Genomic DNA, 14,886 nt, shown 5'->3' with positions numbered 1-14,886 from the left:
GGCGAACTCAGGACTGGATAAAACTTGATGTGGTGGAACGGCCCGCTCCAACAGCATCAAAGTGCTAGAACGTGGTCGTTGTTCGAACGCCACAAAGGAAGGACCGTTCCGTGAAACAGGTTAGCACCATCGGGTTAGATTTGGCCAAGAACGTTTTCCAGGTTCACGGCGCGGATGCGGAGGGCTCGCCCGTGTTCAACAGGAAATTGCGGCGCAGCGAGGTTCTGCGCTTCTTCGAAAAACTGCCACCATGCCTGGTGGGGATGGAAGCCTGCGGTAGCGCCCACTATTGGGCGCGCGAGATCGCAGCTCTCGGTCATGAGGTGCGGCTCATTCCGCCGGCTTATGTCAAACCCTTCGTAAAGCGAGGCAAAACGGATGCGGCGGACGCAGAGGCCATCAGCGAAGCGGTGACCCGAAAGACCATGCGCTTCGTACCGATTAAGACGGCTGAGCAACAGGCTGCCGCGATGGTGCTGAAGACCCGCGCTCTTCTAGTGCGGCAGCGAACGCAGGCGGTCAACGCGTTGCGCGCGCATCTGGCAGAATTGGGGATCATCGCCACCGCCGGCCTGGCAAAGGTTGAGACGCTGGTCGCAATCATACGGGATCAGACAGATGCTCGCCTGCCCGCAGCAGCGCGCTTCGCGCTGAAGGCTATTGCCGACGAGATTGAAGCTTCAGCCGACCAGATCGAGAGGCTCGAGCGCGCGATTGTCGTGGAGACCAAGCACGACGAGGACATGCGTCGGTTGACCACGATCCCTGGCGTCGGCGCCATCACGGCGGCGACCATCAAGGCGCTCGTGCCGGATCCCGGCGGGTTCAAGTCGGCTCGCCACTTTGCCGCCTGGCTGGGATTGACGCCGCGGCCTCATTCAAGCGGAGGCAAAGAGCGACTGGGAGGAATATCGAAGATGGGAAATCCGGAACTCCGCTCTCTCCTCGTTGTCGGGGCGACGGCCGTCTTGCGGGTTGTCCGAAACGACGCTCGGGCGCGGCCGTGGCTGAAGGCGCTTCTCGCCAGACGGCCCTTCAAGGTTGCCGCGGTCGCGCAGGCCAACAAGACGGCGCGGATCATCTGGGCGCTTCTGAACAAGGGTGGGACGTACCGACGTCCCGACCCGCTGACTGCCGCGGCCGCCGTCTGATGGACGCAGTGACCGCCAAAGCGATCTGACCGGCGCAGGCCGGCAGAGGCAAGGTGCAACAACAGCCGATGAACCCATGGGACGACATCCCGAAACGAGTGAAGCTACTGCCCCCAATGCGCTCAAACGCGTAAACCTGATTTAGCTCCTCGTTCCGCGGATCTCATCGAGGCCAGCGGCCATGTGCCGCGCGCAAAGGCCGGACATATGACCGCACCGTTCCAATGTGTGAAATCGACTGCAAAAGCTCTTGCCACGCGGGCCGTTCCACATATGGGGGCAAGGTCATCAGGTGCCGCTCCAATCGGATCTCGCGTTCGAGGGCGTCCGAGTAGATCGGGAGCGCGCGGATTGTCTCACGAGGGATTCTACAGGACGCGTGCCCAAATGGGGCCCCTGCCCCGACCACGATGGCTTGCCATCGCGTTCGATCTCGCCGACGCACTCGACGTCTCCGACAGAACTCAGCGTCATATTAAATTTCAAATTCAATAATGGCGCCATTAAATTAATACAAGCGAAACTTTTCCTGCAGAGACTTAGTAAACCGCACTTCGGCCTCACCAGAATCAACCGCTCAGGCTCTCGCGATGATCGACGCACTCTATTTTTGAAAGGATGATGGCGCGTCACCAGCCATCAGAGCCGGATTGCCGCCCTCCAACACGAATGCGACTTTGCAGCGAATTCCCCCAGGCAGCGCCAAACGCGGGTTTGGCAAGGCCAGACGCACCCCGAACGTTCCGCTGGCGGCGTCGAGGACGCGGTCGACAACGGTGACAGAGGCAATATGGACGCCCCCGATGGGCAGCTCCGGTCGCACCTTGGCTCTGCTGCCGGCACGGATCTGACCAAAATACGCGGTGGGCACGAACACTTCGACCCTCAGCGGATCAATCTGTGCGAGGGTGAGGACTGGGCTCTGGTCATTTCGATATTCCCCCGGAACGAGAAGCCGCTCGACCACCACGCCGTCGATCGGACTACGCAGCGCGCGTTGATTCACAACCTCTTCGGCGTGCGCGACTTCCAAACGAGCAAGCTCGTTGTTGAGTTGCGCCTCCTTGAGTTGCTGCTCGGCAACCTGCACCTCCGCTTCGGCTTCCTGGAGTGAAGCGAGTGGACTGACGGACCTTGTATGAAGCTCCTTTAAACGCTCATGTTTTTGACGCAGGAACTGCGCGCGGGCTTCGGCCGACTTCACGGGAGCACCATTGGTTGCACGGGCCCGCGCGAGCGCCAGCGTTGCGGCCTCGACTCCATCTTCGATCTTGCCAATGATCTGGCCCTCCCGAACGATATCGCCGCGATCAACATCGAGGCGCGCGATCATGCCGACTGTGGGGCTCGCCAGCTTGACGGTTTGTTGCGGCTCGATCACGCAATTGAATTCTCGCTCCCCCGTCGAGATTTCTGGGGTCTCTGCCCTTGCACCGGAACCGGCAAGCAAGATCCCCACCGGTAGGTACAAGCACAAAACGACGTAGTTCATCCGCTGAGCTCTGCGGGCAATTCCCTCAATCGGACGCATTATGCGAGTTCCCATCGAATTCCGCTTCCGCGCTATTCGTATATAATATTAATTGGATTTAATTAACTTAAAATGGCATAATTCGAAAATAATATAGCCGATGGATTGGCGCAAGATGACTGCCACCCTCCGACAACACCACCAAAGTCATTGGTCGGCGCTCTTGTGGACAACACATGTCTGAACCCGACTTGACAGCAAGCGGGGGCCCCGCCCCGCAATTGCGGCAGGTGCCCGCAGATGCGACGACATCGCCGCACTGGCAAGGATTGCTGAACGCGGGAAACGAAGCGACATTTGTTTCGGCCTGGTTGGCGCTGCAATGCAGCCGTATTGCCGGCGTGTCAGCGGGTCTGTTGCTCCTGCGGCCGGTTGACTCAACTGCTCCGTTATTATCGGTAACGTGGCCGCCTCGGGATGTGGATGCCAGCGATCTCATGCGCCTCGCCGAAACCGCCTACACGGAACGCCGCTTGGTCGTTGCTCCCGGTCGCGTCGGTCCTGATTCCAGGCCCGCGCAACCTGTGGCCCTGATAGTCGCCCTGCCGCTCGGCACTACGAACGAGCCGATTGCGGCTGTAGCCATCGCATTGACGACGACGGCCGCCAAGCCCCTGGTCACCCCGGCGATCGTCGCGGAGCAATTGCGCTGGGGTGCGGGCTGGCTCGAGGCACTGCCTTGGGCCAGGCACACTAAGGATCTCTCGTCTGACGTAACGCGAGCGGCATCGTGCCTCGACCTCCTGGTCACAGTGAACGCGCAGCCGCGGCTGAGCGGTATGGCAATCGCGGTGGTCAATGAGCTGACAACCCGCCTGCGGTGCGAGCGCGTATCGCTAGGTACTGTCGGTCGGAATGGCACAATTTGCCTGCGCGCGGTTTCGTTCTCGGCTAGCTTCAAACGCGAGAGCCGCCTCGTCAATGCGATCGAGAGCGCAATGGAAGAGGCGATCGAGCAGCGTGGATGCGTCGTTTACCCGCCATTGCCGACGATGGGACGCGTCGTGGCCATCGCCCATCGGGCACTGGCGGAGGAAGCAAAGGCGTCCGGCTCGTCGACGATGTCAGCTATACTGGCCGGCCCCCATGGAGAACCGGCCGGCGCTCTCACTTTCGAACGTCACCGCGCCGACCCCTTTACGGACGACACGCTGAAGTTGGTAGAGGGGATCGCGGCGCTGTTGGGACCTCAGATCGCTTTGCAACTGCGGGCGAACCGGCTCTTGGGCGGACGTGTGGTTGACGGTATCGGCGACGGATGCGCGGCACTGTTCGGCCCACGGCGGCCGACCCTCAAGCTCTGCGTCGGCAGTGTCATGGTGCTTGCGCTAACCTTGGTGTTTGCGAAAGGCGAGCACCGCGTCACCGCGAAATCGGTGCTTGAGGCCGAAGTGCAGCGCGCAGCTGTGGCTCCGTTCGACGGATTTGTTCGAGCGGCCCCGGCACGAGCTGGCGACACGGTGCGGCAGGGCGACCTTCTCGCCCAGCTTGACGACCGGGATCTCGTTCTCGATCGGTTGAAGTGGCGCGCCGAACTCGACAAGCTGCTTCAACGCGATCGCGAGGCGCTCGCCAAGCACAATCGCAACGGCCTCGTGGTACTGGAACCGCAGATCCGGCAGGCGGAGGCGCAGTTGGCACTTGCGGAAGAGAAACTCGCGCGCACCCGGATCCTCGCTCCATTCGACGGTGTCGTCGTCTCGGGCGACCTCAGCCAGATGCTCGGTTCTCCCGTCGAGAAGGGAAAGACGCTGTTCGAGGTGGCGCCGCTCAATTCCTATCGTTTGCTCGTTCAGGTCGACGAGCGTGACGTTCGCTTCGTGGCGGTCGGGCAGAGCGGCACCGTTGCACTCGCAGGCAGGCCCGGCGAACCGGTGCCGATGACCCTGAACAAGATCACGCCGGTTACGCTCGCCGAGGAAGGACGCAACGCTTTTCGGATTGAGGCTCGCCTCTCGGAAGCGGGCCTTGCATTGCGCCCCGGGATGGAAGGCGTTGCAAAGATCAATTCCGGACGACGCCCGATTGCGTGGATCTGGCTGCATCCTATCATCGATTGGCTGCGACTTGCCGCGTGGAAGTACCTACCGTGAGAGGGGCAATATGACCGCAGCCCCGTTTCTAAGCTCGTCCTGGTATCGCGTCGCGCAACGCAGGCCGAAGCTTCGCGACCACACCTCGGTGCACCGACATCGGTATCGGGGCTGCATTTGGTACGTCGTGCAGGATCACGCGACCGGCCGCATGCACCGCTTGTCGCCCGCCGGCTACATGATCGTGGCTGCGATGGACGGCGTGCGAACGGTTGACCAAATCTGGCACGAGGTCGGATCCGCTCTTGCAGAGGAGGCGCCGAGTCAGAGCGACGCCATCCAATTGTTGGCCGAACTCAGCGCTTTTGACCTGTTACAAACCGAAGTGACTCCGGATGCAAGTGCGCTGGTCGCACGTGCCGCGAAAGCTAGACGCTCCAGGTGGCTCGGCAACGTGATCTACCCGCTGGCCCTGCGGATTCCGCTCTGGCATCCGGTCAGGTTTTTCGAGCATACCCGGCCGCTTGCAGAATGGTTATTTGGGTTGCCGGGTGCCTTGCTGTGGCTACTGGTGGTGTTGCCGGCGCCTCTGTTCGCGGCACAACACTGGCAGGAATTAACAGCCGACGCCTCCGACCGAATCCTAGCCACCGACAACCTTCTGTCGCTCGCGCTGGTGTATCTCCTGCTCAAGACCTTGCATGAATTTGGGCACGGATTTGCGGTCACGGCGTTCGGGGGAACAGTACCCGAATTCGGAGTCATGATCCTGGTGTTCGCCCCGTTGCCCTATGTCGACGCCTCTGCCGCATCGGCATTCCGCAGCAAGTGGAGGCGCGCTCTTGTCGGCGCGGCCGGAATGATTGTCGAAGTGTTCTTCGCTGCGCTCGCGCTTTACGTATGGCTTGCCGTTGAGGCTGGACTTGTCCGCGCGCTCGCATTCGACGCACTGGCCGTGGCTGGTGTCTCGACCGTGGTATACAACGGCAATCCACTCCTGCGATATGACGGCTACTACATTCTCGCGGATCTGCTGGAAATCCCGAACCTGGCGCAGCGTGCTACCCGGTACTGGAGCTACATTGTCAATCGCTACGCGTTTCGAGCGGATGGATCTAAGGATTTCGTAGCCACGGCTGGCGAACGAGTCTGGCTCCTTTTATACGCACCGACTGCTTTCCTTTACCGGCAGGTCGTGATGCTCGCGATCGCGATGTTCCTCGCCTCGCAGTATCTCGCCCTCGGCGTCTCGATCGCGGTCTGGAGCCTGCTAACAGGTGTTGCGCTGCCAATCGGCAAGGCCCTGTGGTTCGTGCTAGCGAGCCCGAGCCTTCATCGCAATCGCGGCCGCGTCGTGGCGGCGACCTTCGGCATGATTCTGGCCACCGGGTTGATGCTTTTCCTAATTCCGGTCCCTTCTTACACCACGACGGAAGGCGTCGTCTGGTTGCCGGAGAATGCAATCGTGCGCGCGAGAACCGACGGCTTCGCGCGCGCGCTTCTGGTCCATCCGGGCATGAGCGTCACAGCCGGAGAAGCGCTGGTCGAAAGCGAAGACTCAACACTCAAGAGCGAACTCGCAATTCTCCGCGCACGCGTCGCCGAACTCGAGGCGAGGCTTGCGATCGAGCGCTTTACTGACCGCGCGAGCGCGGAGATCACTACGACGGAACTGGGGCAGGTACGCGCCGAGCTCGCGAGCGTGACCGATCGCGCCGCGCGCCTCATCGTGCGCAGCCGCAGCGAGGGCACCTTTGCCGTTATGAAACCAGAGGATCTGCCGGGACGCTTCCTGCGCGAGGGGCAACAGATCGGCTACGTACTTACTCCCGGTTCACGCATCGTGCGTGCAATAATCCGTCAGGACGACATCGACCTCGTTCGCCATCGGCTGCAGAGCGCCGAAGTTAAACTCGCAGAGCGCGCTGATGAGACGGTGACCGTTGAGTCCATTCGCGAAATACCGGCAGGCCGTGACGTCCTTCCCAGCAGGGCTTTGGGGGGCGCCGGCGGCGGCGCTTTCGCCGTCGATCCAGGCGATCCCGAAGGCGTAAAGACGCTGCAACGCGTCTTCCAAATTGATCTTGTACTGCCCGAAAATGCACGGGCGGCCACCGCATTCGGCGGTCGCGCCTACGTCCGCTTCAACTTCAACTGGGAGCCGCCGGGGCAGCAGATCTGGCGCCGTCTACGACAATTACTGCTGTCCCAGCTGCAGGTCTAAGGGCATCCGTATGCTCAAGGGCAACCGAAACTTCGTCGGCCGGGCCTCGGTGGCGGTGGACGCTCCCTATGCAGAGCAAGCCGCTTGCCGAGAGATTGGACTCGATGCTGCCCTGCTCGATGCTTGGGGCCGGCTCTTGCCCCTCCTGCAGCCGGCCATCGCGCGTGACCGCCTCGTCCGTTTTGTCCGGTTAGTCGGCGATCTGGAACCGCAGTTCGCTGTTCTGACGAACCAGCGTTTGCGCGAAACTGCGGAGGAGCTGCGCGCATCATTGCTGTCAACTCCCCTCTACTCGCATCAAATGGCGCGTTCGTTTGCGCTTGCGCGCGAGGCGGCGCGTCGTCATGTCGGGATGCGTCTCTTTCCGGTACAATTGCTCGGCGGCGCTGCCATGATGGGAGGCGCGGTCGCCGAAATGGAAACCGGTGAAGGCAAGACCTTGACGGCGCTGCTGCCGGCGATCACCGCCGCACTCATGGGGCGTCCGGTTCATATCATCACGGTCAACGACTATCTCGCGCGCCGCGACGCCGAACAGCTCGCACCCATCTACAATGCGCTCGATCTCACGGTCGGGCTCGTCGAGCACGGGCAGTCGCAGCAGGAGCGGCAAAGAGCCTACGCAAGTGACGTCACCTATTGTACCAATAAGGAGCTTGTGTTCGACTATCTCCGCGATCGGCTCGCGCTCGGCCCCCGCCGTGCCCGTTCTCGGCTTTCTCTCGACACAATATTCAACAGCAGACTTGCTAGCCACCATCAATCACCACTTTTGCGCGGTCTGCATTTCGCGATTGTAGACGAAGCTGACAGCGTCCTGATCGATGAGGCCCGCGTGCCATTGATCCTCTCCGGAACGCAAGAAGGGCCCGAGAACGCCGGGGGCCTGCACGAGACAGCACTAGATTTCGCTCGACGCCTGGTGTCCGGCGACGACTTTCATGTGCGCGCAAACGAGAAGTCGGTGCGGCTGACCACCCGCGGCGAGAGCCGGATCGCTCAGCTCGCTGCAGGACTGCCAGGACTATGGGCAATCCGGCGCGCGCGCGAAGAACTCGCGCAGCATGCGCTTGCCGCACTTCATCTCTACCGACGCGACGTCCAGTATATCGTCGCTGATGGCAAGGTGCAGATCGTCGACGAGTATACCGGGCGCATCATGCCGGACCGGTCGTGGGAAGGCGGCATTCACCAGCTCATCGAAGCCAAGGAACATTGCACCATCACGGAGCGACGCACCACCCTTGCGCAAATAACCTATCAACGCTTCTTTCGGCGCTACATGCATCTTTGCGGCATGTCCGGGACGGCGACCGAGCCGGCAGGGGAACTATACGGCGTCTATGGCCTCCGCGTTGTAAGGATTCCAACAAACCGGCCATTGCGCCGAGCGAACGCCGGCACACGCTTGTTTCCGACGGCCAACCTCAAATGGGACGCCGTGGTCGATTCAGTTCACGATATCGTTCGCAAAGGTCGCGCCGTGCTCGTCGGGACCCGCTCGGTTGACGCCTCTGAGCAAATTTCGCTGTTGCTTAGCAGATCGGGACTCGAATCCGTGGTTCTTAACGCGCGGCAGGACCACGCAGAGGCCGAGATCATTGCGGGCGCGGGTCAACCGGGCCGCATTACCGTCGCTACCAACATGGCGGGCCGCGGCACCGACATACAACTACATCCTGCGGTCCGGACCCGAGGCGGCTTGCATGTCATCCTAACCGAATATCACGAGTCCCGCCGCATCGACCGCCAACTCTTTGGGCGCGCCGGCCGCCAGGGTGACCCCGGTAGCTACGAAACGATCGTCGCGCTCGATGATGAGCTTTTCAGACGCTTTATGAATCCGAAGCTTCTTCGGTTATTAGGCGAACGATCGAAACGAACGCAGCCCATTCAAGGAGCATTAGGACGCGTATTACGCAGCTATGGCCAACACGCGGCCGAGCGTCTTCACGGGCGAGCCAGACGGACCGCCCTCGCCGAAGATCTTCGTTTCAACAGAATTCTCAGCTTCGTCGGGACTGAATGACGGTCCCCCCATCCACCCGAAGCACACGTAAATATTATTTTATTTATATAAAAGTTTATAAATCTGTGGCGAAGGCGGCGCATTATGGTACTATTAAATCCCATTAAATAGGAATTAAATGATCCAGCGCCATTTCGGGTTGTGGCATTCGGAGACAACAATGTCGGGTTCCTTGGGCTTTTTCGGCCATCCGGCGCGACGGATTGTTCACGGCAGCGCGAGGAGCGATCGCAAGACGATTGTCGATGGCAAACGCGATGCTAGTCATTCGCCGCTGATCATCGAGACGCTCGAGCCGCGCATGCTGCTCGCCGCGGATCCTCTTGGCATCACCGCAGGCTACGCCTTCAGCGAGGTCTCGGGCACCACAACGGCAGATGCATCCGGTCACGGCATCGTCGGCACGCTCACGAATGGTCCGACCTTCACAACCGGACGATATGGCAATGCGGTCGCACTCGATGGCGTGAATGACTTCGTCAATCTCGGCAATCCGACTGCGCTGCAATTCACGGGCAGCATGACCGTCGGTGCGTGGGTTTACGTCAGTGCGTTCCCCTCCGATGATGCCGCGGTCGTGTCCAAGCGCAGCTCGAGCGAGTCCGGATATCAGCTCGATATCACCGCCGATACCGGTCCCCGCACCATCGGGTTCAAGCTCACCAACAGTGCCGGCCAGCCGATGTTCCGCTATGGCGCGACGCCGGTGCAACTCAACACCTGGTACCACATCGCGGGCGTCTACAACGCTGCCAACCAGACCATAGACGTTTATCTTAACGGCGTCCTTGACAATGGTCAGCTGCTGGGCACGGTCACCAATTCCCAGCAAAATTCCACCGCCAATGTAAACATTGGCCGCCGGGCCGGCAGTACCGGCTTCGAATTTCCAGGACGCATCGATGACGTGCGCATCGCCGACCACGCGCTCACTCAGGCGCAGATCCAGACGGACATGGCAACGCCTCTCGCCGGAACGGCGGACACGACGCCTCCGACCGTGTCACTCACGCCTCCGGCCCCGGTCGTATCCGGAACAGTGAGCCTTGCAGCGAGCGCGTCCGACAATGTTGGCGTGATCGGCGTAAAGTTCCTGCTGGACGGCAACACCCTGATCGGCTCAGAGGATACCACCTCGCCATACGGTGTCTCATGGACCACGACCACGGCATCGAACGGCTCGCATGCGCTGACCGCGCAAGCACGCGATGCTGCCAACAACACAACCACCTCGACGCCGGTCAACATTACGGTCGACAATCAAGCGCCGACCGGTACGGTGACGATCAACGGCGGCGCCGCGGCAACCAACAGCACCTCAGTCACGCTTACGCTCACCGCGGCCGATGCAGTGACTTCTGTCAAGCAGATGCGCTTCTCCAACAACGGCAGTTCGTATTCGACGGCGGAAGCCTTCGCCCTGACCAAGGCCTGGACGTTGTCGAACACAACAGGCACCAAGACGGTCTATGTCCAGTTCAAGGACGCCGCGGGCAACTGGTCCGCGGCGGCGACCGATACCATCGTGCTTGACACAACCGCACCGACGATCTCCGGGCAGACAGCAACCAACATTACCGGCAGCACCGCACAAGTCACATGGACGACCAATGAAGCTGCGACTTCGCGGGTCGAGTATGGGCCGACGACCAGTTACGGATCGTCGACGACGCTAGATTCGGCTCCGGTGACGGCACACAGCGTTGCGCTAACCGGCCTTGCTCCCAACACTACTTACAATTACCGCGTCCGTTCGATCGACACCGCCGGGAACGAAAGAATCGGCTCAAACGCCACGTTCACGACGACTGCCACCCAGGACGCTACGCCGCCATCGACTCCTACAGGCCTGGTCGCGACCGCGGCTTCGACAACGCAGATCAATCTTTCATGGAACGCCTCGACCGACAACGTTGCGGTCACCGGCTATCAGATCTTCCGCAATGGTGCGCAGGTTGGCACCCCGGCGACGACCACGTTCAGCGATACCGGCCTGTCGCCAGGTACATCCTACACTTATACCGTGCGGGCGAGGGACGCCGCGTCGAACCTCTCCGCACAGTCCACACCGGTCAGTGCCACCACGCTGACGCCCGACACGACACTACCTACGGCCACGATCACAGGGCCGACGGGATCAGCGACCGTTTCAGGCACGATCACGATCAGTGCCAATGCATCCGACAATGCCGGGGTGGCGGGCGTTATCTTCCTGGTGGACAATGTCGCGGTCGGCGGGGGCGAAGACCTAACAGCACCCTACAGCGTCAGCTGGGACACAACGACGGTCGCGAACGGCGTCCACACGATCACGGCGCGCGCACGGGATACCTCCGGAAACACCGGCGATTCGCTGCCCGTCAGCATCACGGTGTTGAACACTCAAACACCGGGTTTGGTGGCTGCCTATTCCTTCGATGAAGGATCGGGAACGATTGCGGGCGATTCTTCAGGGCAGTCAAACCTAGCGACACTCAACAACGGCGTTGCTTGGGTAACCGGCAAGAATGGCCGCGCCGCGAGCTTTGACGGAGTCAACGACTTCATTTCCATTCCAAACTCTGCCTCGACCAACATCTCCGGTAATGCCCTTACACTGTCGATGTGGATCAATCCCCAGCCGCTCGCGAGCGGCGATGCTGTCGTCATCGGGAAGTTCTGGAATACGACGATGTCGTCGCCTTACTACCAATATGGACTCGAACTGCGCGGCGGCAATCAGACCGATTTCTATATTGGTACGCCCAGCGGCGCGCTCGTCGCCGCCGGAGGAACCACTTTGCCATTCAACCAGTGGTCCCACCTCGCCATCACTTTTGATGGTGCGCAGGTCAGAACCTACGTCAATGGCACGCTCGTCCAGACCCAGCCACTGTCAGCAACCATAACGGCGCGCGGCAATCCGATGCGCATCGGAGCGGATGCCTCGATCGCGCAATTCTACAAGGGAGCGCTCGACGATCTGCGGATCTACAACCGCGCGCTGACGGCGGCGCAAGTGCAATCGGACATGACCACGCCTGTCGGCAACCCGACCGTCGGGTCACCGCAAGTCGTGATAGATTCCCCCACAAATGGGGCACAGGTGAACGGCATCGTCAATGTGACTGCCGACGCCACCGACGACACCGGCATCGCCAGTGTGCAATTCTATATCGACAATGTCGCAACGGGCTCCCCAGATACAACCGACCCTTACGCTCTCGCATGGGACACGCGTACGGCAATCAACGGCGCGCACACGATCACAGCGAGCGCGACCGACATTGATGGCCATACGACGTTGTCAGCACCGATGACCGTGAACGTCGCGAACAGCAGCTTTTTCCAGAACGAGATTCTCGCGACGGGGTTCAAACTGCCGACCGCGATCAAATTCCTGCCCGACGGCCGCATGCTGGTGGTGGAGCTCGCCGGCACGATCAAGACGATGCCAGCGCCCTATACCACGCCCGATCCCACGCCCTTCCTGCAGCTCACCAACATCGGGGCGGCGGGAGTGCAGCAAGGCATCTATGACATCGCGCTCGACCCAAACTTCAACACCAATCACTACTATTACATCTTCTACACGCTGGGCACACCGAACGTGGATCGCTTCTCGCGCTTCACCGCGAACGCAACCCTGACGGGCACCATCCCTGGCAGCGAGTTCGTCATCTATCAGGATACGGAAATTGCCGATGCCGAGCACCACGGCGGAGCAATCAACTTCAGCAACGACGGCAAGATCCTGCTCACGACCGGGGAGCATTTCCAGGCCGGCGAAGCGCAGGACCTCACGAAGCCGCGGGGCAAGATCCTGCGATACAACATGGACGGCACCGTTCCCACAGACAATCCGTTCTATGACGGCAACGGACCGAACTACGACGCGGTATGGGCACTTGGTCTGCGCAATCCTTTCCGCGCCTACTATGACGCGCCCACCGGGCGGCTGATCATTGGCGATGTCGGCGGGAACGGCTACTCAACGGCAATCGAAGAAATCGACATCGGAGCGAAGGGTGCCAACTACGGCTGGCCAAACGTGGAAGCGCCCAACGGCAATCCCGCCTACACGGCACCGGCTTACTACTATCCGCATAATGGGCGCGACGCGGCAGTCGTTGCCGGGTTTGTCTATCACGGCACGCAATTCCCAAGCAGTTATCAAGGCAGCTTCTTTTTCGCGGACTACACTCAGAACTGGATCAAGCGCTTGACGTTCGACGCCAACGGAAGCGTCACCGGCGTCTTCAACTTCGAGCCCGCCGACGGCTCGGTAGATGGACCCTACGGCGACATTGTCTACTTGACCGAAGGCCCCGATGGCGCGCTTTACTATGTCGACCTCGGCTATTCCGATATCAGCGGCACATTCGGCGTAAGCAAAATCCGCCGCATCGAATTCATTCAATCGGATCTGCCTCCGGTAGCGACGGCTTCGGCATCACCGACGAAAGGACCAAGCCCGCTCACTGTCAACTTCTCCAGCAACGGTTCATCTGATCCGGAAGGAAAGCCTCTCACCTATTCGTGGAACTTCGGTGACGGCGCGACTTCGATCGCGGCCAACCCCTCACACACATATACGGTCTCCGGCCCGTATCAGGCGCGGCTGACGGTCTCCGACGGAGTCAATTCCACGCTATCGACGCCGATCGCAATCAGCGTCGGCAACAGTCCCGTTGTCAGCCTCCTTGCACCAATCGATGGCGCGACCTTCAGGGCAGGCGACGTGATCACATTCAGCGGCACCGCGACCGACGCCGAAGATGGTACACTCCCCGCGAGTGCCTATACGTGGAATATTGACTTCCTCCACGAAGGTCATGTTCATCCGGGCATCCCCATCACCGGCGTGACCAGCGGCACGCTCACGATTCCGACCTCCGGGCACGATTTTAGCGGGTTCACGCGGTATCGAATAACGCTAACCGTAACCGATTCCAGCGGGCTGCAATCGAGCCAATCCGTCACGATCTTCCCTGATAAGGTCAATCTCAGTTTCAACACGACGCCTGCCGGACTAACACTGTATTTGGACGGCATCGCACACACGACGCCGTTCACCTATGACACGTTGATCGGCTTCAATCATGAGATCGAAGCGCGCAACGCGACCGTCGGAAGCACGACCTACAACTTCGTATCGTGGTCGGATAGCGGCACTCAAGATCACACCATCACAGCCCCCGTCGGCGGTGCGACCTATACTGCGACTTATAATGCCGTTACGACCCCGGCACCGTTAGCATTCGTCCAGGTGACTTCCGCCACCCCGCAAACCAACCAGACCCAGGTATCGGTCGCCTACACGAACGCGCAGACGACAGGGAATACGAACATCCTCGTGATCGGATGGAATAACACGACATCGAATATCGCGTCCGTCACAGACTCGGCCGGCAATGTCTATCAGCTCGCCGTCCCGACAGCGCGAGGCAGCGGTATCAGCCAGGCCATCTACTACGCCCCGAATATCAAGCAAGCCGCTGCCGGTGCCAACACTGTAACAGTGACCTTCAACACCGCGACTCAATACGTGGACATTCGCGCTCTGGAGTACGGCGGTCTCGCTCTCACCAATCCCTTTGATGTCGGCACCTCGGCGTCAGGCACCACCAGTTCAGCCAGCACCGGGGCCGTTACAACCTCCACCGCCCATGAGCTCATTTTTGGTGCCGGAACGACGACGGGTGGGTTCACTGTGGCAGGCAGCGGCTTTACCACGCGTGTCATTACAACGCCTGACCTGGATATTGCCCAGGACCGGTTCGTAACCGCGACGGGTAGCTACAGTGCGACAGCATCTCTCCAGGGCTCTGCGGCATGGGTGATGCAGGTCGCGACCTTCAAGGCAGTGGGGTAGTCCGGATGTCGCGGCCCCAAAGCTTATGCAGCAACGCCGTTGCGCGCAATCTCGTGTGCAGCAG

General features: G+C 60.6%; 6 protein-coding genes. 5 read left to right on the top strand and 1 reads right to left on the bottom strand.

What is annotated here, in order from left to right; all coding sequences use genetic code 11:
• The first annotated feature begins 110 nt into the window (after positions 1–110).
• Positions 111–1,151 carry an IS110 family transposase gene (locus tag IVA92_RS00385; protein WP_247279020.1) on the top strand — a complete coding sequence of 347 codons (1,041 nt, stop codon included), beginning with the start codon at positions 111–113 and terminating at the stop codon, positions 1,149–1,151.
• A 604-nt stretch (positions 1,152–1,755) separates the two neighbouring features.
• On the opposite strand, the gene IVA92_RS00380 is transcribed toward IVA92_RS00385, so the two are convergent.
• Complete coding sequence (locus tag IVA92_RS00380; protein ID WP_247279019.1) at positions 1,756–2,643, bottom strand: efflux RND transporter periplasmic adaptor subunit; 888 nt, start codon at positions 2,641–2,643, stop codon at positions 1,756–1,758.
• A 215-nt stretch (positions 2,644–2,858) separates the two neighbouring features.
• On the opposite strand from IVA92_RS00380, the gene IVA92_RS00375 reads away from it, so the two are divergent.
• The 4 genes from IVA92_RS00375 to IVA92_RS00360 all read left to right on the top strand — a co-directional run bounded on the left by IVA92_RS00375 (position 2,859) and on the right by IVA92_RS00360 (position 14,822).
• Complete coding sequence (locus tag IVA92_RS00375; protein ID WP_247279018.1) at positions 2,859–4,775, top strand: HlyD family efflux transporter periplasmic adaptor subunit; 1,917 nt, start codon at positions 2,859–2,861, stop codon at positions 4,773–4,775.
• A gap of 10 nt (positions 4,776–4,785) precedes the next feature.
• Positions 4,786–6,939 (top strand): peptidase M50, encoded by a 2,154-nt coding sequence (locus tag IVA92_RS00370; RefSeq protein ID WP_247279017.1) that lies wholly within the window; start codon positions 4,786–4,788, stop codon positions 6,937–6,939.
• Positions 6,940–6,949: 10 nt separating this feature from the next.
• Positions 6,950–8,968 (top strand): DEAD/DEAH box helicase, encoded by a 2,019-nt coding sequence (locus tag IVA92_RS00365; protein ID WP_247279016.1) that lies wholly within the window; start codon positions 6,950–6,952, stop codon positions 8,966–8,968.
• Positions 8,969–9,128: 160 nt separating this feature from the next.
• Positions 9,129–14,822: a LamG-like jellyroll fold domain-containing protein gene (locus IVA92_RS00360; protein WP_247279015.1), complete on the top strand. Its 5,694-nt coding sequence runs from the start codon at positions 9,129–9,131 to the stop codon at positions 14,820–14,822.
• Positions 14,823–14,886: the final 64 nt, after the last annotated feature.

It is taken from the genome of Bradyrhizobium sp. 154, from assembly GCF_023073875.1.
Taxonomy (GTDB): Bacteria; Pseudomonadota; Alphaproteobacteria; order Rhizobiales; family Xanthobacteraceae; genus Bradyrhizobium.
The sequence above is the reverse complement of the archived record's forward strand: the minus strand, read 5'-3'. Positions and strand labels throughout refer to the sequence as shown.